This is a genomic window from Pontibacterium sp. (genome assembly GCF_964228735.1).
Taxonomy (GTDB): Bacteria; Pseudomonadota; Gammaproteobacteria; order Pseudomonadales; family Balneatricaceae; genus Pontibacterium.
Genome location: NZ_CAXRBQ010000117.1, coordinates 26030 through 47122, shown reverse-complemented (window position 1 = coordinate 47122; position 21093 = coordinate 26030). Strand labels below are relative to the sequence as shown.

Sequence of the window (21093 nt, the reverse complement as noted above, 5' to 3'; positions counted from 1 at the left end):
GGTCGCTCTGATAAACGTGACGGGCATACAGTTCGTACACCTGATCCTGGTTTATAAATATCACCCGATACATACGATCATCACTGGCCATTGGTGTTCTTCTTACCTCACTTCAAATGCTCACTGCTCGTCTCATATATGGAGGCGCTGTGATCTTTTACAAGTTTAATCCACAACAACATACTGGTTATTTTTTAGACACATTTTCGCTAGGCAGGCCTCAGCCCATCCAGTATAATTCGCGGTCCTCAATATTCCGGGCACTCACATACACGCGCCCGTTGATCATTCCGAACGAAACACAGGTGAATAATGGCGAAGAAGCTGTTTATCAAAACCCATGGCTGTCAGATGAACGAGTACGACTCTGCCCGTATGGCGGATCTGCTGGGTGAAAGCCATGCCCTTGAACTGACAGACAACCAGGACGAAGCAGATGTCCTGCTGCTCAACACCTGTTCGATTCGTGAAAAGGCGCAGGAGAAGGTGTTCCACCAGCTCGGCCGCTGGCGCAAGCTGAAAGCCGAAAATCCGGATCTGAAGATCGGTGTGGGCGGCTGTGTAGCCAGTCAGGAAGGTGATGCCATCCTCAAGCGTGCACCGTTCGTGGATATGATCTTTGGTCCACAGACCCTGCACCGCCTACCGGAGATGATTGACGTCACCGACAACGGTGGCGTGGGCATCGTGGACGTATCCTTCCCGGAAATTGAAAAGTTCGACCACCTGCCAGCACCAAAAGTGGAAGGCGCCGAGGCATTTGTATCGGTGATGGAAGGCTGCTCCAAGTACTGCACCTTCTGCGTGGTGCCATACACCCGTGGTGAAGAGGTCAGCCGCCCACTGGATGACGTGATCACCGAATGTGTTGAGCTGGCGGAACAGGGCGTGCGTGAAGTAAACCTGCTGGGCCAGAACGTAAACGCGTATCGCGGTGATACCCACGACGGCGATACCGCCGATCTGGCCGAGCTGATCCGTTGTGTCGCAGCGATCGACGGTATTGACCGTATCCGTTTCACCACCAGCCACCCGGTTGAGTTCACCGACAGCCTGATTGACGTCTATGGGGAAGTGCCAGAGTTGGTTAGCTTCCTGCACCTGCCGGTTCAAAGTGGCTCCGATCGTATTTTGATGGCGATGAAGCGCGGGCATATGGCGATCGAATACAAGTCCAAACTGCGTCGTCTGAAGAAGATCCGTCCGGATATAACGTTTTCTTCCGATTTCATCATCGGCTTCCCGGGCGAAACCGACGCAGACTTCGAAGCGACCATGAACCTGATCGCCGATGTCGGTATGGATCAGTCCTACAGTTTTATCTACAGTCGCCGTCCGGGCACACCAGCATCCGATCTGCCTGATGACGTAAGCGAAGAGACCAAGAAACAGCGCCTTAAGATTCTACAGGACCGCCTCAACCAGCAAGCGATGGCGATCAGCCGTCGCATGGTCGGCAGCACACAGCGCATTCTGGTCAACGGTTACTCTAAGAAAGATCCGGGCATGTTGTCTGGCCGTACCGAGAACAACCGTGTTGTAAACTTCCGCTGCGACAATCCTGACCTGATCGGCCATTTTGCGGATGTACGGATTGAACAAGCCTACGCCAACTCCCTGCTTGGGGAACTGGTTGGCTCAGAACTGGATCAAATGCAGTAACTCTCACTGTATTCAGGAGATAATTTGAACACATCACCTTCCATCAAGCTGGCGCTTGAGCCGGATAATCCGGAATACCTCGCCAATCTGTGCGGCCAGCTTGATGAACATATAAAAATGATCGAGCAGCGCCTCGGTATCGAAATCCGCAATCGCGGTAATAACTTTCAGCTGGTAGGCGATATGGACATCATCCGTATCGTCTCCGAAATGCTCGAAGACCTATACGACGAAGCCAAACAAGGCAACCTACTGACGCCGGAGCAGGTCCACCTGTACCTGCAGCAGTCCGGTGTCGAACAGAAACAGCAGGAGCTGGCCGAGGAAGACCGCGAAGTCAGTATCCGTACCAAAAAAGCGCTGATCCGCCCGCGCGGTCCGAATCAGCAACTCTATGTACGTTCCATTCAGACCCACGATATCAACTTCGGTATCGGTCCGGCAGGTACCGGTAAGACATACCTGGCAGTGGCTTGTGCGGTGGAAGCACTGGAGCGTGAAGAGATCGACCGTATCCTGCTGGTGCGTCCAGCCGTGGAAGCTGGCGAGAAACTGGGCTTCCTGCCGGGTGACCTGAGCCAGAAGGTCGACCCTTACCTGCGCCCACTCTACGATGCCCTTTACGAGATGCTGGGTTTCGAGAAGGTCGGCAAACTGATCGAACGCAACGTGATTGAAGTTGCCCCGCTGGCGTACATGCGTGGTCGTACCCTGAACAACTCGTTTGTCATCCTCGACGAGAGCCAAAACACGACTCGCGAGCAGATGAAGATGTTCCTGACCCGTATCGGTTTTGGCTCCACTGCCGTAATCACCGGCGACATCACCCAGGTCGACCTGCCGAAAGGCACCCTGTCCGGCCTTGTGCACGCGATGAAGGTGCTGGATGGCGTGAAGGATATCGGTTTCACCCAGTTCTCCGCCAAGGACGTTGTGCGTCACCCACTGGTACAACATATCGTGCGTGCGTATGACCGCTTTGAGAAAGTGGAACAGGCACGGGAAGAAGCGAAACGAAAGGAACAGGCCAAGTGAGCTACTTTGTCGACCTACAGGTCGAGATCAACGACAACGACCTTCCTTACGAAGCGCAGTTCAACCAGTGGGTTGAAGCGGCGCTGACCGGTCGCAAAGACGAGGCGGAGCTGTGCATCCGCCTGGTCGATCCGGAAGAAAGCCGCGAGCTGAACCATCAGTACCGCGGCAAGGATAAATCCACCAACGTCCTCTCCTTTCCCTTTGAGGTGCCGGACGATATTCCACTCAACCTGCTGGGCGATCTGGTGATCTGTGCCGAGGTGGTTCGCCGCGAAGCGGAAGAGCAAAATAAACCCCTGCATAACCACTGGGCACATATGGTTGTGCACGGGACCTTGCATCTGATCGGCTACGATCATATAAATGACGAAGACGCCGAGGAGATGGAGCAGCTGGAACGTGAAATTCTGGCCCAGCTGGATATCCCGGACCCCTATAAGGAAATCTGACAGAGACACACTATGAGCGAAGACCGAACGGGACAATCTCGTGGCTGGCTGAGCAAACTGACTCAGGCATTCAGTGATGAACCCAGAACACGAGATGATCTGTTAACCGATCTGCGTGACGCCGCAGACGAAAACCTGCTGGATGCGGAAGCCCTGGGCATCATTGAAGGTGCCATGAACGTATCCGACAAACAGGTACGCGACGTCATGATCCCCCGCTCCCAAATGGTCGTTGTGGAAGCTGAACAGACCCCACGCGAATTTTTGCCGGTGGTTATCTCCAGCGCCCACTCCCGCTTCCCGGTTATCGGCGATACTCCGGACGAAGTCCTGGGCATCCTGCTCGCAAAAGACCTCCTGCCCCTGATCCTGGAAGGCAACCTCGAACAGTTTGATATCCGCAGCAAGCTGCGCGAACTGACCGTCATCCCAGAGTCCAAGCGCCTCAACGTGCTGTTGCAGGAGTTCCGTACCACCCGTAACCACATGGCGATCGTGGTGGACGAATACGGTGGTGTGGCGGGGCTTATCACCATTGAGGATGTGCTGGAGCAGATTGTCGGCGAGATCGAAGACGAACACGACGCGGAAGAGGATGACGGCAACATCCGTCCGTTCTCCGACAACGGATACATCGTCAAGGCACTGACACCGATCGAAGACTTCAACGAGTTCTTCGATGTGGGCCTGCCCGATGACCTGTTTGATACCATCGGCGGTCTGGTCACCCAGCGTTTTGGCCATCTGCCACAGAAAGATGAACAGGTTGAGCTCGACGGCTTCAGCTTCAAAGTCCTTTCCGCTGACAACCGCCGTATCCGCCTGTTACAAGTTATCCCCAAAGCGGCCGCCTGACCGATGTTGACTGTGCGCCTGTTGTTGGCCCTGCTTGCCGGTGCATCAGCAACAGCTGCACTGGCACCGTTCCATCTAATCTGGCTCGCGCCCGTCGCGCCGCTGCTGCTCTACCTGATCCTGCAAAACGCGTCGCCGCGCCAGTCTCTGCTACTGGGCTGGATTTTTGGTGTGGGCTTTTTTGGCGCCGGCGCCTCCTGGGTGTTTGTCAGCATCTCGGAGCACAGCGCAACCCCGCTGCCGATCGCCATCCTGCTCACCTCACTGTTTGTGATGGGTCTCGCCTTGCTCTACATGTTGCAGGCCTGGGTCTGGAAACGTTGGTTCAGCGGCAGTTGGGGCGCACTCTCGTTTATCGGCCTGTGGATTCTGGGAGAATGGCTACGCAGCTGGCTGTTTACCGGCTTTCCCTGGCTCTACCTGGGTTACGCCACTCTGGATACGCCGTTGGCGGTATTGGCGCCGATTGGCGGCGTCTGGCTCAACTCTCTGGTTGTTGCCGCCAGCGGTATTTTACTGGTGGAGCTGGTGCGTGATAGCCGCTGGAGCGCCCGTGGCAGTTACCTGATTCTGCTGGTTTTACCCTGGGCCGGATTGCCGTTTCTCAACCAGCAATGGACTGAAATCCGCGGTGAAGCGCTTTCAGTTACCCTGATCCAGGCGGATATCGATCAGGAAGCAAAGTGGGACCCACGCCACCGTGAAACCATACTCGCCCAGTACGAAGCTCTGACCCTGCCGCACAGTGGAGATGATCTGATTATTTGGCCGGAGACTGCGATCCCAACCTTTTTCAGCCGTGCCGCCCCGCAGCTGGAACGCTTGCTGCAGAAACTGGATGACGATGGCACCACACTGATCAGCGGCCTGCCTACCTCCACGCGGGATCCGGACAGTCGGCGTCGTCTCTACCACAACAGCTTGGCGGTACTGAGCAATGGCTCCGGCGTATACCACAAACAACGTCTGGTGCCGTTTGGCGAGTATGTCCCATTAGAGGACTACCTACGCGGTACCCTGGAGTTCTTTAACCTGCCGATGTCGAGTTTCAGTCTGCCCCAGCAGGAGCAACCTCTGCTGGCTGTGAACGGTCACAAACTGTCCGCAGCAATCTGTTACGAGATTGCCTATCCGGAACTGGTGCGCGCGGGCGGACAGCAAGCCGACATCATCCTGACCGTGTCCAACGACACTTGGTTTGGCCATTCGATAGCCCCGGCACAACATATGCAGATCGCCCGCATGCGCGCACTGGAGAATCAGCGCTGGATTATCCGCGGCACCAACAATGGTATTTCCGGTTTTATTGATCCAATAGGCAAGGTGACTGAACAGGCACCCCGTTATACACAAGCCACCCTGAGCGGCAGCGTGCAGGCCCGTCAGGGACTGACACCCTATCAGCAATTGGGTAGCTGGCCAGTGTTGGGGCTGGCGTTTTTGTTCAGCGTAATGGGTTTAGGAAACCGCAACCGCGGCTCGGTTAGCGATAACGCCCAGGGATTTCGTCTAAGCCCTCGTCGCTGATCACCTCAGACAGAAACCAGCCCGGCACAAACTTACCCACACACATTTCGTAGTGCTCGCCATCGGCGAAGTGGACACTCAGGCTGAAGCCCATACCGGGTTGATGGTTCAAGCCGATCACCCGGTCACTATCCGGTGCCAGGCGAAGTACGGAGATTGATTCCTGATTGTCAGCATTGCCGTGCTTGATATCGATCCGCTCAATGACCCGGCTGGACACGTTCACCAATTGCACCGAAAGCATCTGTGCGGGTTTATCGGCTGCGGCGTAGAACCCCAGAGCTGCTGCGCTGGAACTCATTACCAGTGTAAGCAGCAGGCACCAGAGTCGACTTCCTGATCTCATTTACTTTGTTCGTCCTGCGTCCAGGGTTGTGAGATACGACGGAAGAAACGCCCCTTACATGAGGTGCACTCACCGATCTGCGCGGTCTGGGTCAACACCTGGGTAGCTTCACAGTTAAGGCACTGCAGGGTACCTGCGGTTGCCAGCTCACCGGCGATATATTCATCGTCGCCGTGCTCCAGGCGTTCACGCAGCTCTTCCTGCTGAATGCGGGTTTTGTCTGCCAACCCCACCAGCATTTTTTTCATACGCTCCTCAAGGATATTGAGGTCAAAATGCAGCCAAGCGGCGATCCCCTCGCCGGTTTCGTGGGCGTAGAAGCCGAGCTGTTTCATATCCCGCTTGATGTAGGCCTTCATCAGGTCCATCTCATCGCGGGTCATCTCCTCTGCGGTCAGCTCCACCTCAACCGCTTCCTCGATTTTCTCCTGCAGATAATCCCAAGAAGTTGCTTCCGCATCGGACAGGTTTTTATGCAACCGGGCCATGACACGGTTATAGGCACTGATTCCCTGAGCCGGATCTTCACGGCGATCACTATCTTTATCGGTCATATGATGCACTCCCGTCTGTTGGCTCTACTTCATATATTGTATGCTATGCACCATAACTCAAACTTTCCATATGAACATTTAACCGGCATCAATCGGATGCCGGTTTTCAGTTACCGGGTTCAGAAAAGATCACGATGAACGAACAGTATCAGCCACAGGACATTGAGAATAAGGCCCAGCAACACTGGGAAGACAATGACAGCTTCAAATGTACCGAGGAGCCAGGCAAGGATAAGTTCTACTGCCTGTCCATGTTCCCGTACCCAAGCGGCCGTCTACACATGGGCCACGTTCGTAACTACACCATCGGTGACGTGATCTCCCGCTACCAGCGCATGCAGGGCAAAAACGTCCTGCAGCCAATGGGCTGGGACGCGTTTGGCCTGCCAGCGGAAAACGCGGCGCTGAAAAACAACGTTGCGCCAGCGAAGTGGACCTACGAAAACATCGATTACATGCGCAACCAGCTCAAGCAGATGGGCTTTGGTTACGACTGGAACCGCGAACTGGCTACCTGCCACCCTCAGTACTACCGCTGGGAACAGTGGTTCTTCACCAAACTGATGGACGCGGGCCTGGTTTACAAGAAAGAAGCTGAGGTTAACTGGGATCCGGTTGACCAGACCGTACTGGCCAACGAGCAGGTGATCGACGGTCGCGGCTGGCGCTCCGGCGCCCTGGTTGAGCGTAAGAAGATCCCACAGTGGTTCCTGAAGATCACCGACTACGCCGATCAGCTGCTGGAAGACCTGGACAAGCTGGAGCAGTGGCCGGAGCAGGTCCGCACCATGCAGAAAAACTGGATCGGCCGCTCCGAAGGCGTCGAGCTGGTCTTCGACGTAGACGGTTACGGCGAGCTGGAAGTGTTCACTACCCGCCCGGATACTCTGATGGGTGTGACCTACGTAGCGGTAGCAGCGCAGCATCCACTGGCGCAGCAGGCAGCGGCGAACAACCCGGAGCTGGCTGAATTCATCGAAGAGTGCAAACACACCAAGGTGGCGGAAGCTGACCTGGCGACCATGGAGAAAAAAGGCATGGCGCTGGGTGTGGAAGCAATCCACCCACTGACCGGCGAGAAAGTACCTGTTTGGACTGCTAACTTCGTCCTGATGGATTACGGCTCAGGTGCCGTAATGTCCGTACCGGGCCACGACCAGCGTGACTACGAATTTGCCAAGAAGTACGGCCTGACCATCAAGCAGGTGATCAAGCCTGCAGACGCAGCTGAAAGCATTGACCTTGACGAAGAGGCGTACACCGAGAAGGGTGTGCTGCTGAACTCCGGCGACTTCGATGATCTGGAATTCGACATGGCGTTCAAAGCGATCGCCGCGGAACTGGAAGCCAAAGGCAAAGGCAAGGTTACCGTTAACTACCGTCTGCGTGATTGGGGTGTGTCCCGTCAGCGTTACTGGGGTACACCGATCCCTGTGATCAACTGCCCAAGCTGCGGTTCCGTACCGGTACCTGAAGATCAGCTGCCGGTGGTTCTGCCGGAAGATGTGACCTTTGACGGTGTGGGCTCTCCGATCAAGAAGATGGACAGCTTCATTAACTGCAGCTGCCCGAAATGTGGCGGCGATGCAGAGCGCGAAACCGACACTTTCGACACCTTCATGGAGTCCTCCTGGTACTACGCACGTTACGCCAGCCGTATGAGCGAAAACCAGATGCTGGAGCCGGAAAAGGCCAACTACTGGCTGCCGGTGGATCAGTACATCGGTGGTATTGAGCACGCGATCCTGCACTTGCTCTACTCCCGTTTCTTCCACAAGCTGATGCGTGATCAGGGTCTGGTGGATTCAGACGAGCCGTTCCAGCGCCTGCTGTGTCAGGGCATGGTTCTGGCAGACACCTACTACCGTGAGACTGAAAACGGTGGTCAAGAGTGGTTCTCACCAACAGACGTTCAGGTGGAGACCGACGACAAAGGCCGCATCATCAATGCGACTCTGAAATCCGACGGTCAGCCGGTGCTGTCTGCAGGCGTGTCCAAGATGTCCAAGTCCAAGAACAACGGCATCGATCCACAGGTAATGATCGACAAGTACGGTGCCGACACCGTGCGTCTGTTCATGATGTTCGCAGCACCACCAGAGCAATCCCTGGAATGGTCCGACTCCGGCGTGGAAGGTGCACACCGCTTCCTGAAACGTCTGTGGAAGCAGGTATTCGACCATAACCAGAACGGCGGTTCTTCCGTTGCACTGGATACAGCGGCACTGACCGATGATCAACAGGCGCTGCGCCGTAAGGTCCACGAAACCATTCAGAAGGTATCCGACGATATCGAGCGTCGTCAGACCTTCAACACTGCCATCGCTGCAGTGATGGAGCTGTCCAACGCGATCAGCAAGTTCGTTGATGTGAGCGAGCAAGGCCGTGCCGTGACTCAGGAAGCCCTGAGCACTGCTGTTCAGCTGCTGGCACCAATCGTGCCTCATGTGACGCACGAACTGTGGACCGCCCTGGATCAGGACGGCGACATCCTGACCGCTCCATGGCCTCAGGTTGATGAAAGCGCGCTGGTCCGCTCCTCCATCGAGATGGTGGTACAGGTGAACGGTAAGGTACGTGCAAAAATCAGCGTGGCGGCAGACGCCGACAAAGACGTGATCCTGCACACCGCACTGGCGGAAGAGAATGTGCAGAAACACATGGCCGACAAGAGCATCCGCAAGCAAATTGTGGTGCCGGGTAAACTGGTCAATATCGTAGTCGGATAACAAGCGGATAAAGGAGCATCCCATGGCCCTGCAACTGAATGTAAAACCGCTGCTGGCGATTACGCTGGCATTTACCCTGTCGCTGCTCTCCGCCTGCGGGTTTCATTTGCGCGGTGCCGTGGATGTATCCGCCGACAAACTGCAGCTGAGCCTGCAGGACGAGAAAGCGGGTGAAAGACTGAGCCGTTCCCTGAAGCGCAGCCTGCAGGACAACGGTATCCAGCTGGTCGCCGATGCGCCGTACAACCTGAAGGTCGACAAATCCCGCTTCTCGCGTGAGTCGGTTTCTTTGGATAACAGCGCGCGCGTGGACGAGTACTCGCTGACTCTGACCGTGGATTACACCCTGCACTCGATCAAGTCTGACCTGAGCAAAACCGAGTCCGCCATCATCGAGCGCGTGTATACCTACGATGCAGATGCCGCAGCCGCCAAGGATGAGCAGGAAACCCTGCTGCGTAACGAGATGTACGACGCCATGGCCACCCGCATCATCCGCAGCTACATGGCATTCGACAGCAAGAAATGAAGTTAAAACAGGAGCAGCTCGCCAGCCGACTGAAAGGTGAGGTTTCCCCCGTCTATCTGATCACTGGCGACGAGCCGCTGCTCTCAGAAGAGAGCTGCGACATGCTCCGTAGCTATTTCCGCCAGCAGGGCTTCACCGAACGGGAAGTCCTGCACGTGGAAACCGGCTTTAAGTGGGAATACCTGCTGGAGTGCGCCAACGCCCTCTCCCTCTTTGCCGACAAGAAGATCATCGAACTGCGCCTGGGCAGCAGCAAGCTGAACAAGCAGTCAAGTGAGATCCTGCGCCAGTACCTGGCCTCCCCCTCCCCGGACAACGTCCTGTTGCTGATCGCCGACAAGATGGATGGCGCCAGCAAGAAATCCGCCTGGTTCAAAGCCATTGATCAAAGCGGTGTGATCGTAGAGCTCTGGCCGATCGAACCCAACCAGCTGCCCACCTGGATTCGCCAGCGCGCCGCCCAGATCGGTTTGCAGCTGGAGGATGATGCTGTCAGCCTGCTGGTCGACCGTATCGAAGGCAACCTGCTGGCCGCCAAGCAGGAACTGCAGAAACTGCTCCTACTGTATCCGGACAAACCGGTCAGTGCCGACGATGTAATCGAAGCCGTGACCGACAGCTCCCGCTATGATATTTACGGCCTCACCGAAGCAGTCTTACTGGGCCAGGCAGATCGCTGCAATAAAATTCTCCAGGTACTGCATCAGGACGGGACGGAAGCCGCTATCGTGCTTTGGGCGCTGGTGCGTGAAGTCCGTGCGCTTTATAACATTCAGTTAGGCCAGTCTGGCGGCATGAGCTTTGACGCCGTATGCCAGAGGGAGAAGATCTGGGGCAAACGCAAACCTCAGCTTGGCCGCGCCGCACAGCGCCTGCGTCGCTCAGCGCTCGAAAAGCTACTGCAGGAGTGTGGTGAGGTTGACCGGATAGTGAAAGGCGCACAGGCGGGAGATCCCTGGGTGAACCTCGCCAGCATCTGTTTTACCCTTGCGGGTGTCACTCTGCCCGTTTCTTAACTATCATGTAATTCTAATGCGTCTTAACGCAGCACACGGATTGTAAAGGAAGGGCTTCCCATGCGCACAACTGCATTGTTAGTGGCCTGCCTGAGTCTGGCCACCACCGGCTGTGAACAGAAATTTGATCCCGCACGCCTGACAAAAGGCGACGAACTCTACGACTATTACTGTATCGGCTGCCACAAAAGCCGTGGCCTTGGTCCCTATCTGGAAAACCTGCCGATTACCGAGAACAGCCTCAAGGACTACCAGATCATGCTGGTGATCAAGTATGGCTACAACGAATCACACTCGATGCCCACCTTCGATAACCTCAGCGCAGAACAGGCGGAGGCGGTCTCCTCGTACATGGTACAGAAACGCCGGGAACAGCTGACTGCCCAGCAGTGAGCACGCGGGCAATTATTGAGCAGTTTGCTACAGCCCCATGTTCTGTCGCCCCGGGTGAGTTACCCTGAGCTTTTCCACAATATTGCCCCCAGATTTTCTGTATAACCGCTGTAACAAAAATGTTGATAACTGCCCTGAGCTCCACAACATTTTTTCAGAAATCTATTGACAACTCACTTCCTGCGAAAAGTTAGCCACACAGTACAGAAATAGCACACCAAGCCAAAACCCTTATAATCCGGGGCTTTCAGCCATGTACACCAAGCCTATACCCGGTTTACCCCCAGAGTTATCAACAGATTCTGTGAGTAACCCCAAAACATGACTACTAACATAAAAAACCGGCGTAATGCCGGTTTTTTGTACAGCCAATTTCACTTATACCAACTGGTGATCCACACGGGTTTCCAGCTTGATGTTGTCGTGCAACGGGCAGCGGTCACACACCGCATCCAGGAAAGCCTTCTTCTCATCTTCAGACAGGTCTGCGTCAATGCTCGCATCAACCGCGATGGTCTGGAAACCCACCCGGTCATCGGTCTCCTTGCCCAGCAAGCCGGCAGGGTTCAGCGTAGCGTCTACTTTAAGCTCCATACCACGCAGTTCGATCTTCTGCTGCATCGCGGCGATACGGGCGATGCTGGCGATACAGCCGGCCAGGGAGAACAGGAAGTATTCCAGCGGGGTTGGACCTTCGTTGGTGCCACCTGCATTGGCTGGCTGATCGATAACAACCTTGTGGTCACGAATATCAGCATACACAGCAGCGCTGTTACCCATGCTTGCAGTTACAGAGATGGTCTTCAGGGCAGACATGTTAAATACCTCTAATTAAGTTGATGCTAATATAATTAGAAGCCCTCCACTCTGCAACTGCTGGTAGCTAAATCCAAACCCAAAAAAAGGGAGCCTAGGGCTCCCTCTGGTGATTCATCTTGGGTTGAGGATTATTTCACCTCTTCCCCTTTGGCCTGCAGATCAGCATGGTAAGAGGAGCGGACCAGCGGGCCACAGGCCGCGTGCTTGAAGCCCATCTCTTTTGCCAGACGGCTGAACTCGTCAAACTCTTCCGGCGTTACGAAACGCTCTACCTTGAGGTGATCGCGGCTTGGCTGCAGGTACTGACCGATGGTCAGCATGTCCACATCGTGGGCACGCAGGTCACGCATGACGTCGATGATCTGCTCGTTGGTCTCACCAATGCCCACCATCAGGCCGGACTTGGTGCGTACGTTTGGATTACGCGCCTTGTACTTCTTCAGTAGCTGTAGGGACCACTCGTAATCGGAACCCGGGCGTACCTTCTTGTACAGGTCAGGCACAGTTTCCATGTTGTGGTTAAACACGTCCGGTGGTGTCTCGGTCAGGATATCGATGGCGATATCCATTCGGCCTCGGAAGTCCGGTACCAGGGTTTCGATCTGAATGCTATCAACCCGGGCACGGGTTTCGCTGATGCAGTTGGCAAAGTGCTGGGCACCGCCGTCACGCAGATCATCACGGTCTACGGAGGTCACTACCACGTAGCGCAGCCCCATATCGGCAATCGCTTCGGCCAGTTCTCGCGGCTCATTTTCAGCCAGCGGGTTCGGGCGGCCGTGTGCCACGTCACAGAATGGACAACGACGGGTGCAGATGTCCCCCATGATCATGAAGGTAGCGGTACCGTGGCTGAAGCATTCGCCCAGGTTCGGGCAGCTGGCTTCTTCACATACTGATGCCAGTTTGTGGTTGCGCAGCTTGTCCTTGATTCGCTTGACCTCAGCGTTTGATCCCATGCGCACGCGCAGCCAGTCCGGCTTACGTGGCATCTCATCTTTGGCAGTAGGAATTACCTTCACCGGGATGCGGGCTACCTTGTCCGCACCGCGCAGCTTAACGCCTTGCTCGGCACGTTTCGGGGTTTCTTTCGCTGGGTTTTGAGAGTCGGTAGACATGTTGCTAGCTTATTCCAGAACGTCAGAATGGGAGACCTGAGTATACCCGATTTTGCCTACCAATTGGTCGACCAGCTTTTGCATAAGGTCCTCCAATTTTGGCATTTCGGCCAGCTCAGCAAGCTGTGTCATCGGCATTCCCGCGTAGCCACAAGGGTTAATACGCAGGAATGGCCCCAGATCCATGTCCAGGTTTAGCGCCAGGCCGTGGAAGGAACAGCCGCGTCGTACTCGCAGGCCCAGGGAGGCGATCTTGGCATTGCCCACGTACACACCCGGAGCATCCGGTTTGGCATACGCTTCGACGCCATACTCAGCCAGCAGATCCACCAGACTACGCTCCATAATATCGACCATCTCACGTACACCCAGCTTGCGGCGGCGCAGGTTGATCATCAGATATACGATCAACTGGCCCGGGCCGTGGTAGGTCACCTGGCCACCACGGTCGACCTGCACCACCGGAATATCACCGGTGGCGAGCAGGTGCTCAGCCTTGCCGGCCTGGCCCTGGGTAAAGACGGGCTCGTGCTGCAGCAACCAGATCTCGTCACGGGTTTCGTCGTCACGCTGATCGGTAAACGCCTGCATCTTCTCCCAGGTTGGGTTGTAGGGTTCGATGCCCAGGGTACGAATCAGTACCTGATCTTTGATGCTCATTCAGATCACCATGGTGACACGACCGGTTGCCATCAGCGCCTGGTGCAGCGCGCGCAGCTGGTCCTCACCAGTGGCGGTAATCCGGAATCGTACCGACTGGAAGGTGCCTTTTTTACTGTCCTGAATAGTCACGGTTTTCAGATCCAGGTCCGGCACATACTGCTGCACCACTTCGATCACAAAACCTTTGAAATCTTCACCACCGCGACCAATCACCTTGATCGGGTAATCTTCACAGGGAAATTCAATTTTTGGAGCTTCTGTATCACTCATCTTTCAGTCGCTTTATTGTTTACCGGTCATCAGCTGTTGCTGGTAACGGATAAAGAGTTCAAACATCGTACGCCAAAGCGGGCCTTTATCCCCATCACCCACCGGCTCACCATCAATCTCAATCACCGGCACCACCCCACGGGTGGAGCTGGAGATCCAAACTTCATCTGCCGCCTTGAGCATCTCATAGTCGATATCCACCTCCTGCCAGGGGATCGTATGCTCATCGGCCAGCTGCATGATCAGTTCCCGGGTGGTGCCACCCAGAATCTCTGATCCGCGTTTGGGGGTGTAGATCACACCCTGCTGAATCACAAAGACATTGCAGGAGGCCCCTTCGGTCAGCTTGCCATCGCGCATCATCAACGCTTCGTCAGCGTTCTGCGCGTTCGCCTGATGGACCACCAAGATATTGGGCAGGAGACCGTTGCACTTCACATCACAGCGGTGCCAACGCAGGTCAGCCGTAACGATCACCTTCATCGGCGCTACATCGTCCGCACCTGCAGTGTAGATATCCTTGATCGGCGTGCAGCAGGCAAACACTGTCGGCTGCATCGTATCGTCGTAGCTGTGGGTGCGTTTCTCCGCCGCGCCGCGGGTCACCTGTAGGTAGACCGAGAGATTGCCACCGCCATTGCGGCGCACCAGCTCGTTCAGGATCGGTTCCCATTGCAGATGGGGTTTGATCTGCAGCGCCCGCAGGCTGTATTCAAGGCGGGTGAGGTGTTCACTCAGGCGAAAACCGATCCCCTGATAAAACGGAATCACTTCATAGACACTGTCTCCAAACAGAAAACCACGGTCAAAAACCGATATTTTGGCTTCCGTTGCAGGCAGATATTCGCCGTTCAGATAAACAATACTCATAGCCTAAAAACGCAAATGCCCACACCTTTGCAGATGCGGGCATCTCTGCTCGGTTGGGTCAGGGTTAGCCGATCAAGCCAACAAAGAACAGCATGATCGCGTGCCAGATTCGCTTCAGCAGACCCGCAGGCTGGATATCTTCCAGCGCAACCAGTGGCACTTCCTCAACCAGCTCACCGTTCAGCAGGATGTTCACCTTACCGTAAACATCACCTTTGATGACCGGCGCCTTGATCACCTGATCGATATCCATCACCGCTTCCAGCTGATCAACCTGGCCACGTGGAATGGTCACCGCCAGCGGATCAGCCAGGCCTACACGCAGCTGGTCACGGGAACCGGACCATACGGTCGCGTTGCTCAGCGTCTCATTGGCATTATAGAGCTGATGCGTGCGGTAGTAACGGAAACCGTAGGAAAGCAGTTTCTGACTCTCCTGCGCGCGGGCTTCCTCACTGCGGGTACCCATCACTACAGAGATCAGACGCATGCCGTCACGCTTGGCGGACGCAACCAGGCAATAACCCGCGGCATCGGTATGACCGGTTTTCAGACCATCCACGGTCTTGTCACGCCACAACAGTTTGTTACGGTTTGGCTGGCGAATCTTGTTGTAGGTGAAGTACTTCTCGGAGTAGATACCGTAATGCTCCGGGTAATCCATAATAATCGCACGGGCCAGCAGAGCCATGTCCATCGCCGAGGACACATGCCCCTCTTTTGGCAGACCGGTAGCGTTCATGAAGTTGGAGTTCTTCATACCCAGCAGGTCAGCATGCTGGTTCATCAGATCGGCAAACGCCGTTTCGCTGCCAGCAATGTGTTCAGCCACTGCAACGGATGCGTCGTTACCGGACTGAATGATGATACCCTTCATCAGGTCTTCCAGTTTTACCTGGGTACCCTCACGGATAAACATACGGGAACCACCGGTACGCCACGCTTTCTCGCTGACCAGTACCAGGTCCTGCTTGGAGATATTGCCCTTGCCCAGCTCGTAGTCCAGGACATAACTGGTCATCAGCTTGGTCAGACTGGCCGGTGGGAATGCGGTTTCCGCACTCTTCTGCGCAATAACCTTACCGGTATCCGCATCCATCACCACATAGGCACGGGCAGCGATCTGAGGTGCAGCTGGAATAAGAGAAGAAGCCTGTACGCTCACCGCACACAGGCTGAGAATCATCAAAAAAACGAAACGAATCTTGGCTTTAAACATTGTTATCCAAATATCAAAAGCGGAACTGGAAATTAAACACTACAGATGACGCACAACTGTACTGAACCCCTCAGTCTAAGTCCACCAGATGGGTGTCCGGATAACCGGACTGTTCCAGCTGACTCAGCAGATCACGCACCTGGGTTTCGGAGTTAACCGGCCCTACCTGTACCCGGTATAACACCCGCCCGTTGCGATCCAGATTGCGTATGACAACCGGCTGCCCGGTTAGTGCCCTTACAGTTTCAGTCACGCGCTCAGCAGCGACGCGGTTGCTGTAGGCACCCACCTGAAGATACTGCCCCACGGGTACAGCACGCTGCACATTGTCCCGTACCGGCACACGTACATTCGGTGCGGTCCTCACCGGTGCTGCCGTTTTTGCCGTGGCAATCAGTGTGGTTGGCTTCTGCCAGGTACGTGGATCAATCGCTTCCACCTCGACCTGGGCGGTACCGCTACGCAACATATCCAGCTTGGATGCAGCAGCATATGAAAGATCGATGATGCGTCCCGCATGGAAAGGACCACGATCATTCACGCGCACAATCACCTGACGGCCGTTTTTCAGGTTGGTCACCCGCACATAGGTCGGGAGCGGCAGCGACTTGTGGGCCGCCGTCATGGCATACATGTTGTAGGTTTCACCGTTTGAGGTGGTATGGCCATGAAATTTCTTACCGTACCAGGAAGCACCACCACGCTCGCGGTACCCCTGAGCACTGTTCATCACGTAATAGCGCTTACCAAATACCACGTACGAGCTTTTATTGCCGCCACGACTGCGCGGCTCCACCTTAGGCACTGCATCCTTCACGTGAGAGACATCCACGGGTTTGGCCGGCCCGCGATCGTGTTTCATGGAATAACGCCCACCGCCACCGGAGGAACATCCCACCAGCAGAAGCAGTGTCGTCAGCAGCGCAAGCAGTCTCATGACTTGTTTTTACCGTATTCGGCTTTTACCGCCTGACTCAGCTCATGTACTGCCATCGCATACAGACGGCTGTGGTTATAGCGGGTGATGACGTAGAAGTTGTGCAGCCCAAGCACGTGTTGGAATTCGCCGTCTTTTTCCAGGCGCATCAGCGTCGCAGGCTGATCGGAAGCCAGCGGCATACGCGCCTGCACACCACGGGCAGACCAGTCCGCCAGGGTCAGCTTAGGCTTGAGGCCGTCGTTAAACCAGCTGTCCTCGGCGTTTTTATCCACCTTCACATCGCTGATCACGGTGCCGCCCTGCTTCCAGCCGTGACGGGCAAAGTAGTTGGCAACACTGCCGATTGCATCGGTTTTGTTGGTCCAGATATTACGCTGACCGTCACCGTCAAAATCCACGGCGAAGTTACGGAAACTCGACGGGATAAACTGACCGAATCCCATAGCACCGGCGTAGGAACCTTTCAGGCTAAGCGGATCGATCTGCTCTTCCTTCACCATGTGGAAGTATTCCTTCAGCTGGCCGCGGAAGAATTTGGCGCGCTTCGGATAATCAAAACCCAGGGTAGTGAGCGCATCGACAACGCGGTATTTACCCATGATCCGGCCATAGTGGGTTTCCACCCCAATGATCGCCACGATGTATTCCGCGGGCACCCCGTACTCTTTTTCTGCACGCGCCAGCGCCTCGGCATTTTCCTGCCAGAAAGTCACGCCCCGGGTGATACGTTTGGGCTGGATGAAGATATTGCGGTATTCGCCCCAGGTCAGACGTTTTTCCGCCGGACGGGAGATCGCTTCCAAAATCGATTCCTGACGGGAGGCTTCAGCCAGCACGGCACGCACATCCGCTTCTGCAAAGCCCTCGGACACCAACTCTTTGATAAAGGCCTGACCTTCCGGGTGCTGCGCATAATTGCTCGCTTTGGCCTCGGAGATCGCACAACCGGTCTGCAACAATACTGCACTACCCAGCAGCACCGACAAAAGATGTTTCTTACCCTGTTGTTTCTTACCTTGTTCCATCCGACTCTCCCCTAAACTCGCTAACGCAGCATCATCGTCTTGTGGCTATGCATCGACATCAACAAACCAAACCCCGCCATCAATGTCACGATGGAGGTTCCACCGTAGCTTACCAGTGGAAGTGGTACGCCCACCACCGGTAACAGACCACTTACCATACCAATATTCACAAAAACATAGACAAAGAAGGTCAGCGTAATACTGCCTGCGACCAGTCGCCCAAAGCTGTGCTGGACGGTCGCCGCCATCCACAATCCACGCCCGATAATCGCCGCGTAGAGCAATAACAGAGTAACAACACCCACCATACCCAGCTCTTCGGCGATGACCGCGATAATGAAGTCGGTGTGGGATTCCGGCAGGAAGTCGAGCTGCGACTGGGTGCCGTCCAACCAGCCCTTCCCTGTAACTCCACCGGAACCGATCGCGGTCTTGGACTGAATGATGTTCCAGCCCGATCCGAGTGGATCGCTCTCCGGATCAAGGAAGGTCAATACACGCTGTTTCTGGTAATCCTTCATCACCATCCACAACCCTGGCAGTGCCGCGGCCGCCAATCCCAGCGCGGCAAAGATGTAGCGCCAGAGGATGCCACTGAACAAGAGCACAAAAATACCGGACGCGGCAATCAGCAACGAGGTCCCCAGGTCGGGCTGCTTCATGATCAGCACGGTGGGCATACCGATCAGAATCAGCGCGACAAAGGTATGTTTCAGGCTCGGCGGTAGAGGACGTTTGGCCAGGTAGGTGGCGATCATCAGCGGCAATACCAGCTTCATAATCTCCGATGGCTGGAAACGGAAGCCGGGCAGCTGAATCCAGCGCTGTGCCCCTTTTGCGCCCACACCAAACAGGATTACACCCACCAGCAGGGCGACGCCAACAACGTAAATCCAGGGCGCCCAGCGGCCGAAGAAACGGGGTTCCAGCTGCGCCAGGAAGATCATGGCAACAAAGCCCGCCCCCATACGGATCGCCTGGCGGGTAACGTACCCCATATCCTGGCCGGAGGCGCTATAGAGGATAAACAGGCCAAACGCACTCAACGCCAACAGCAGCATCAGCATAATCGGGTCGAGGTTGGTGTAACTCCAGAGCGAGCGTCGGCGTCGCAGGGAGTCACTCGCCTCTGGCATATGGCGGCGAAATTCAGTCGTGGTCATAACCCATCAGGCTCTCAAACTCGGTACTTTCAACCTCTTCCTCACCCACCAGGTAGGCATCCATCACCTTACGTGCAATAGGCGCGGCCGTGGTCGAACCGCCACCGCCGTTTTCTACAATCACCGCAACGGCAATCTTGGGATCCTCCACCGGCGCAAAGGCAACAAACAGAGCGTGGTCACGCAGACGCTCGGCGAGCTTTTCTGCATCGTACTCCTCATCCTGCTTGATACCCACCACCTGTGCGGTACCGGTCTTGCCGGCAAAGCGATACTTGGCCCCCTGGGCCGAACGACGGGCAGTGCCTCGCGGACCATGTACAACGTCGACCATGCCCTGGATTATCAGATCCCAATACTCCGGGTGGTTCAGCTGCACATCCTGCGGTTTATCCTTGCCGAAATCGTAGTCCATCTCACCGATGGCAAAACCTTTCTCTTCATCCGACTGGTACGCCCCTTTCAGCATACGTGGCTGTACCCATCGCCCGCGATTGGCAATCACGGCCGTAGCGGTCGCCAGCTGCATCGGGGTTGCCAACAGGAAGCCCTGACCGATACTCAGGTTAAGCGAGTCCCCTGGATACCAGGGTGCACGACGGTTGTTCCGTTTCCACTCCCGCGATGGCAGGATGCCCCGGGTTGCTTCCGGCAGGTCGAGACTCTCGATGGAACCAAAGCCAAAACGGCCCAGATAATCGGACATCGGATCAACGCCCATTTTGTGACCGGCGGAGTAGAACCAGACATCACAGGACTGCGCCAGCGCCAGGTTCAGGCCCACAATACCGTGCCCGCCACGTTTCCAGTCACGGTAACGACGGCCATCTTTGGTGAGAGTGTACCAACCGGGGTCGCGTACCTTAAACGATGGCGATACGGATCCGGAATCAATGGCGGCCAACGCCGTGATCGGCTTAACGGTTGAACCAGGTGGATAGCGGCCACGCAGGGCGCGGTTAAACAACGGCAGATCGTCGGACTCACGCAGGGCACCGTAATCCTTGCTGGAGATCCCTGTCACAAAATTGTTCGGGTCATACCCCGGTGTGGATACCAGCGCCAGTATGCCACCGTCGTTTGGATCGATCGCCACTACGGCGGCACGCCGTCCCTCCAGCAATTTTTCGGTGGTTTGCTGCAGCTTGAGGTCCAGGCTCAGGATCAGATCCTCACCCGGTACCGGGTCGGTGCGTTCCAGCACGCGCATCACACGGCCACGGGCATTGGTTTCCACTTTCTGGAACCCCACCTGGCCGTGCAGGATCGATTCGTAATATTTCTCGATACCCAGCTTGCCGATGTAATGGGTTGCCGAGTAGTTGGTCTCATCCACCCGTTCCAGCTCACGCTCGTTGATACGGCCCACATATCCCAAGGCGTGCACCAGCGAAGAACCGTACGGATAGTAGCGGATCAGGTCCGCTTCGATACGTACCCCCGGCAGGCGGTGATAGTTAACAGAGATACGGGCGATTTCGTCTTCGGTCAGACGGAAGCGCAGCGGCACCGACTCGAACGGACGGCGGCGCTGCTTCATGCGTTTACGGAACCGCTCGACCTGCTTATCGGTAATCGGGATCAGCTCCTGCAGGCGCTGCAGGGTGCCATCCAGATCTTTCACTTCCTCTTTGAGCAGGGTTACGCTGTAGCTGGGCTGGTTATCCGCCAGCAACACACCGTTACGGTCGTAGATCAGACCACGGGTGGGCGCCACCGGCTGCAGCTGGACACGGTTCTTGTCCGACAGGGCACTGTAGCGGTCATGCTCCATCACCTGCAGGAAATAGAAGCGGGCGATCAAACCGAACAGTGCGATCAGCACGATGGCAAACGCGATCACCGCCCGGACACGGAAGGTGCGTGTTTCCCTGTTGTGGTCTTTTAGTGGCGTGGAACTCATTCCAG

The 21093-nt window shown here is 55.8% G+C and carries 22 protein-coding genes; 9 read left to right on the top strand and 13 right to left on the bottom strand.

The annotated features are described in order from the left end of the window. On the bottom strand, nt 1–73 hold a 73-nt coding region (locus ACEQ15_RS13455), incomplete at its 3' end, for a DUF1820 family protein (RefSeq protein ID WP_370279723.1). A gap of 239 nt (nt 74–312) precedes the next feature. Between ACEQ15_RS13455 and miaB the strand changes: the two genes are divergently transcribed. Genes miaB through lnt form a run of 5 tightly spaced genes read left to right on the top strand, consistent with a single transcriptional unit; the run spans nt 313 to nt 5531 of the window. Beyond that, a complete protein-coding gene (gene miaB, locus ACEQ15_RS13450; RefSeq protein WP_370279721.1) occupies nt 313–1662 on the top strand; it encodes a tRNA (N6-isopentenyl adenosine(37)-C2)-methylthiotransferase MiaB in 1350 nt (449 codons plus the stop codon). Nucleotides 1663–1686: 24 nt separating this feature from the next. Continuing rightward, nucleotides 1687–2697 carry a PhoH family protein gene (locus ACEQ15_RS13445; protein WP_370279720.1) on the top strand — a complete coding sequence of 337 codons (1011 nt, stop codon included), beginning with the start codon at nt 1687–1689 and terminating at the stop codon, nt 2695–2697. After that, the gene (gene ybeY, locus ACEQ15_RS13440) at nt 2694–3149 is read left to right on the top strand and encodes an rRNA maturation RNase YbeY (protein ID WP_370279719.1); all 456 of its coding nucleotides are present in this window, start codon (nt 2694–2696) and stop codon (nt 3147–3149) included. Before ACEQ15_RS13445 ends, ybeY begins: the two co-directional genes overlap by 4 nt. Nucleotides 3150–3161: 12 nt before the next feature. Continuing rightward, nucleotides 3162–4004, top strand: a complete 843-nt coding sequence (locus ACEQ15_RS13435; RefSeq protein WP_370279718.1) for an HlyC/CorC family transporter — start codon at nt 3162–3164, stop codon at nt 4002–4004. Between the two features lie 3 nt (nt 4005–4007). Continuing rightward, nucleotides 4008–5531, top strand: a complete 1524-nt coding sequence (lnt, locus tag ACEQ15_RS13430; RefSeq protein ID WP_370279716.1) for an apolipoprotein N-acyltransferase — start codon at nt 4008–4010, stop codon at nt 5529–5531. Here the strand turns inward: lnt and ACEQ15_RS13425 are convergent. Both ACEQ15_RS13425 and ACEQ15_RS13420 read right to left on the bottom strand, forming a co-directional pair. Beyond that, nucleotides 5488–5877: a hypothetical protein gene (locus tag ACEQ15_RS13425; protein ID WP_370279714.1), complete on the bottom strand. Its 390-nt coding sequence runs from the start codon at nt 5875–5877 to the stop codon at nt 5488–5490. The two genes, lnt and ACEQ15_RS13425, sit on opposite strands and share 44 nt — an antisense overlap. Beyond that, entirely contained in the window at nt 5874–6431 is a 558-nt protein-coding gene (locus ACEQ15_RS13420) for a metalloendopeptidase (protein ID WP_370279713.1), read from the bottom strand. Before ACEQ15_RS13420 ends, ACEQ15_RS13425 begins: the two co-directional genes overlap by 4 nt. Nucleotides 6432–6565: 134 nt before the next feature. Between ACEQ15_RS13420 and leuS the strand changes: the two genes are divergently transcribed. From leuS to ACEQ15_RS13400, 4 genes are read left to right on the top strand one after another with little or no spacing between them, the layout of a single operon-like run. Then, on the top strand, nt 6566–9160 hold the full coding sequence (gene leuS / locus ACEQ15_RS13415) for a leucine--tRNA ligase (RefSeq protein ID WP_370279711.1): 2595 nt from the start codon (nt 6566–6568) through the stop codon (nt 9158–9160). Nucleotides 9161–9182: 22 nt separating this feature from the next. Then, entirely contained in the window at nt 9183–9689 is a 507-nt protein-coding gene (gene lptE / locus ACEQ15_RS13410; protein ID WP_370279709.1) for an LPS assembly lipoprotein LptE, read from the top strand. Next, a complete protein-coding gene (gene holA / locus ACEQ15_RS13405; protein ID WP_370279707.1) occupies nt 9686–10705 on the top strand; it encodes a DNA polymerase III subunit delta in 1020 nt (339 codons plus the stop codon). Before lptE ends, holA begins: the two co-directional genes overlap by 4 nt. A 60-nt stretch (nt 10706–10765) precedes the next feature. Then, the gene (locus ACEQ15_RS13400) at nt 10766–11098 is read left to right on the top strand and encodes a cytochrome c (RefSeq protein WP_370279706.1); all 333 of its coding nucleotides are present in this window, start codon (nt 10766–10768) and stop codon (nt 11096–11098) included. A 378-nt stretch (nt 11099–11476) separates the two neighbouring features. Here the strand turns inward: ACEQ15_RS13400 and ACEQ15_RS13395 are convergent, their stop codons facing one another. The 10 genes from ACEQ15_RS13395 to mrdA form a co-directional block, all read right to left on the bottom strand. After that, on the bottom strand, nt 11477–11914 hold the full coding sequence (locus tag ACEQ15_RS13395) for an OsmC family protein (RefSeq protein ID WP_370279704.1): 438 nt from the start codon (nt 11912–11914) through the stop codon (nt 11477–11479). Between the two features lie 131 nt (nt 11915–12045). After that, nucleotides 12046–13035 (bottom strand): lipoyl synthase, encoded by a 990-nt coding sequence (gene lipA / locus ACEQ15_RS13390; protein WP_370279702.1) that lies wholly within the window; start codon nt 13033–13035, stop codon nt 12046–12048. Between the two features lie 9 nt (nt 13036–13044). Beyond that, nucleotides 13045–13695: a lipoyl(octanoyl) transferase LipB gene (gene lipB / locus ACEQ15_RS13385; protein WP_370279700.1), complete on the bottom strand. Its 651-nt coding sequence runs from the start codon at nt 13693–13695 to the stop codon at nt 13045–13047. Continuing rightward, entirely contained in the window at nt 13696–13968 is a 273-nt protein-coding gene (locus ACEQ15_RS13380) for a YbeD family protein (protein ID WP_370279699.1), read from the bottom strand. Nucleotides 13969–13980: 12 nt separating this feature from the next. Further along, nucleotides 13981–14838 carry an aminotransferase class IV gene (locus ACEQ15_RS13375; protein ID WP_370279697.1) on the bottom strand — a complete coding sequence of 286 codons (858 nt, stop codon included), beginning with the start codon at nt 14836–14838 and terminating at the stop codon, nt 13981–13983. A 64-nt stretch (nt 14839–14902) separates the two neighbouring features. After that, entirely contained in the window at nt 14903–16057 is a 1155-nt protein-coding gene (locus tag ACEQ15_RS13370) for a D-alanyl-D-alanine carboxypeptidase family protein (protein WP_370298818.1), read from the bottom strand. 70 nt (nt 16058–16127) lie between these two features. Further along, nucleotides 16128–16994 (bottom strand): septal ring lytic transglycosylase RlpA family protein, encoded by an 867-nt coding sequence (locus ACEQ15_RS13365; RefSeq protein WP_370279695.1) that lies wholly within the window; start codon nt 16992–16994, stop codon nt 16128–16130. Further along, nucleotides 16991–18022, bottom strand: coding sequence for a lytic murein transglycosylase B (gene mltB / locus ACEQ15_RS13360; RefSeq protein WP_370279693.1), 1032 nt, complete (start codon nt 18020–18022; stop codon nt 16991–16993). Before mltB ends, ACEQ15_RS13365 begins: the two co-directional genes overlap by 4 nt. Before the next feature lie 20 nt (nt 18023–18042). Beyond that, nucleotides 18043–19185, bottom strand: a complete 1143-nt coding sequence (gene rodA / locus ACEQ15_RS13355; RefSeq protein ID WP_370279692.1) for a rod shape-determining protein RodA — start codon at nt 19183–19185, stop codon at nt 18043–18045. Beyond that, nucleotides 19172–21088, bottom strand: coding sequence for a penicillin-binding protein 2 (mrdA, locus tag ACEQ15_RS13350; protein ID WP_370279691.1), 1917 nt, complete (start codon nt 21086–21088; stop codon nt 19172–19174). Before mrdA ends, rodA begins: the two co-directional genes overlap by 14 nt. Between the last annotated feature and the right edge of the window lie 5 nt (nt 21089–21093).

Coding starts and splice junctions, on each gene's coding strand:
- miaB (WP_370279721.1), top strand. CDS start 313: ATGGCGAAGAAGCTGTTTATCAAAACCCATGGCTGTCAGATGAACGAG.
- ACEQ15_RS13435 (WP_370279718.1), top strand. CDS start 3,162: ATGAGCGAAGACCGAACGGGACAATCTCGTGGCTGGCTGAGCAAACTG.
- lnt (WP_370279716.1), top strand. CDS start 4,008: ATGTTGACTGTGCGCCTGTTGTTGGCCCTGCTTGCCGGTGCATCAGCA.
- ACEQ15_RS13425 (WP_370279714.1), bottom strand. CDS start 5,877: ATGAGATCAGGAAGTCGACTCTGGTGCCTGCTGCTTACACTGGTAATG.
- ACEQ15_RS13420 (WP_370279713.1), bottom strand. CDS start 6,431: ATGACCGATAAAGATAGTGATCGCCGTGAAGATCCGGCTCAGGGAATC.
- leuS (WP_370279711.1), top strand. CDS start 6,566: ATGAACGAACAGTATCAGCCACAGGACATTGAGAATAAGGCCCAGCAA.
- lptE (WP_370279709.1), top strand. CDS start 9,183: ATGGCCCTGCAACTGAATGTAAAACCGCTGCTGGCGATTACGCTGGCA.
- holA (WP_370279707.1), top strand. CDS start 9,686: ATGAAGTTAAAACAGGAGCAGCTCGCCAGCCGACTGAAAGGTGAGGTT.
- ACEQ15_RS13400 (WP_370279706.1), top strand. CDS start 10,766: ATGCGCACAACTGCATTGTTAGTGGCCTGCCTGAGTCTGGCCACCACC.
- ACEQ15_RS13395 (WP_370279704.1), bottom strand. CDS start 11,914: ATGTCTGCCCTGAAGACCATCTCTGTAACTGCAAGCATGGGTAACAGC.
- lipA (WP_370279702.1), bottom strand. CDS start 13,035: ATGTCTACCGACTCTCAAAACCCAGCGAAAGAAACCCCGAAACGTGCC.
- lipB (WP_370279700.1), bottom strand. CDS start 13,695: ATGAGCATCAAAGATCAGGTACTGATTCGTACCCTGGGCATCGAACCC.
- ACEQ15_RS13380 (WP_370279699.1), bottom strand. CDS start 13,968: ATGAGTGATACAGAAGCTCCAAAAATTGAATTTCCCTGTGAAGATTAC.
- ACEQ15_RS13375 (WP_370279697.1), bottom strand. CDS start 14,838: ATGAGTATTGTTTATCTGAACGGCGAATATCTGCCTGCAACGGAAGCC.
- ACEQ15_RS13370 (WP_370298818.1), bottom strand. CDS start 16,057: ATGTTTAAAGCCAAGATTCGTTTCGTTTTTTTGATGATTCTCAGCCTG.
- ACEQ15_RS13365 (WP_370279695.1), bottom strand. CDS start 16,994: ATGAGACTGCTTGCGCTGCTGACGACACTGCTTCTGCTGGTGGGATGT.
- mltB (WP_370279693.1), bottom strand. CDS start 18,022: ATGGAACAAGGTAAGAAACAACAGGGTAAGAAACATCTTTTGTCGGTG.
- rodA (WP_370279692.1), bottom strand. CDS start 19,185: ATGACCACGACTGAATTTCGCCGCCATATGCCAGAGGCGAGTGACTCC.
- mrdA (WP_370279691.1), bottom strand. CDS start 21,088: ATGAGTTCCACGCCACTAAAAGACCACAACAGGGAAACACGCACCTTC.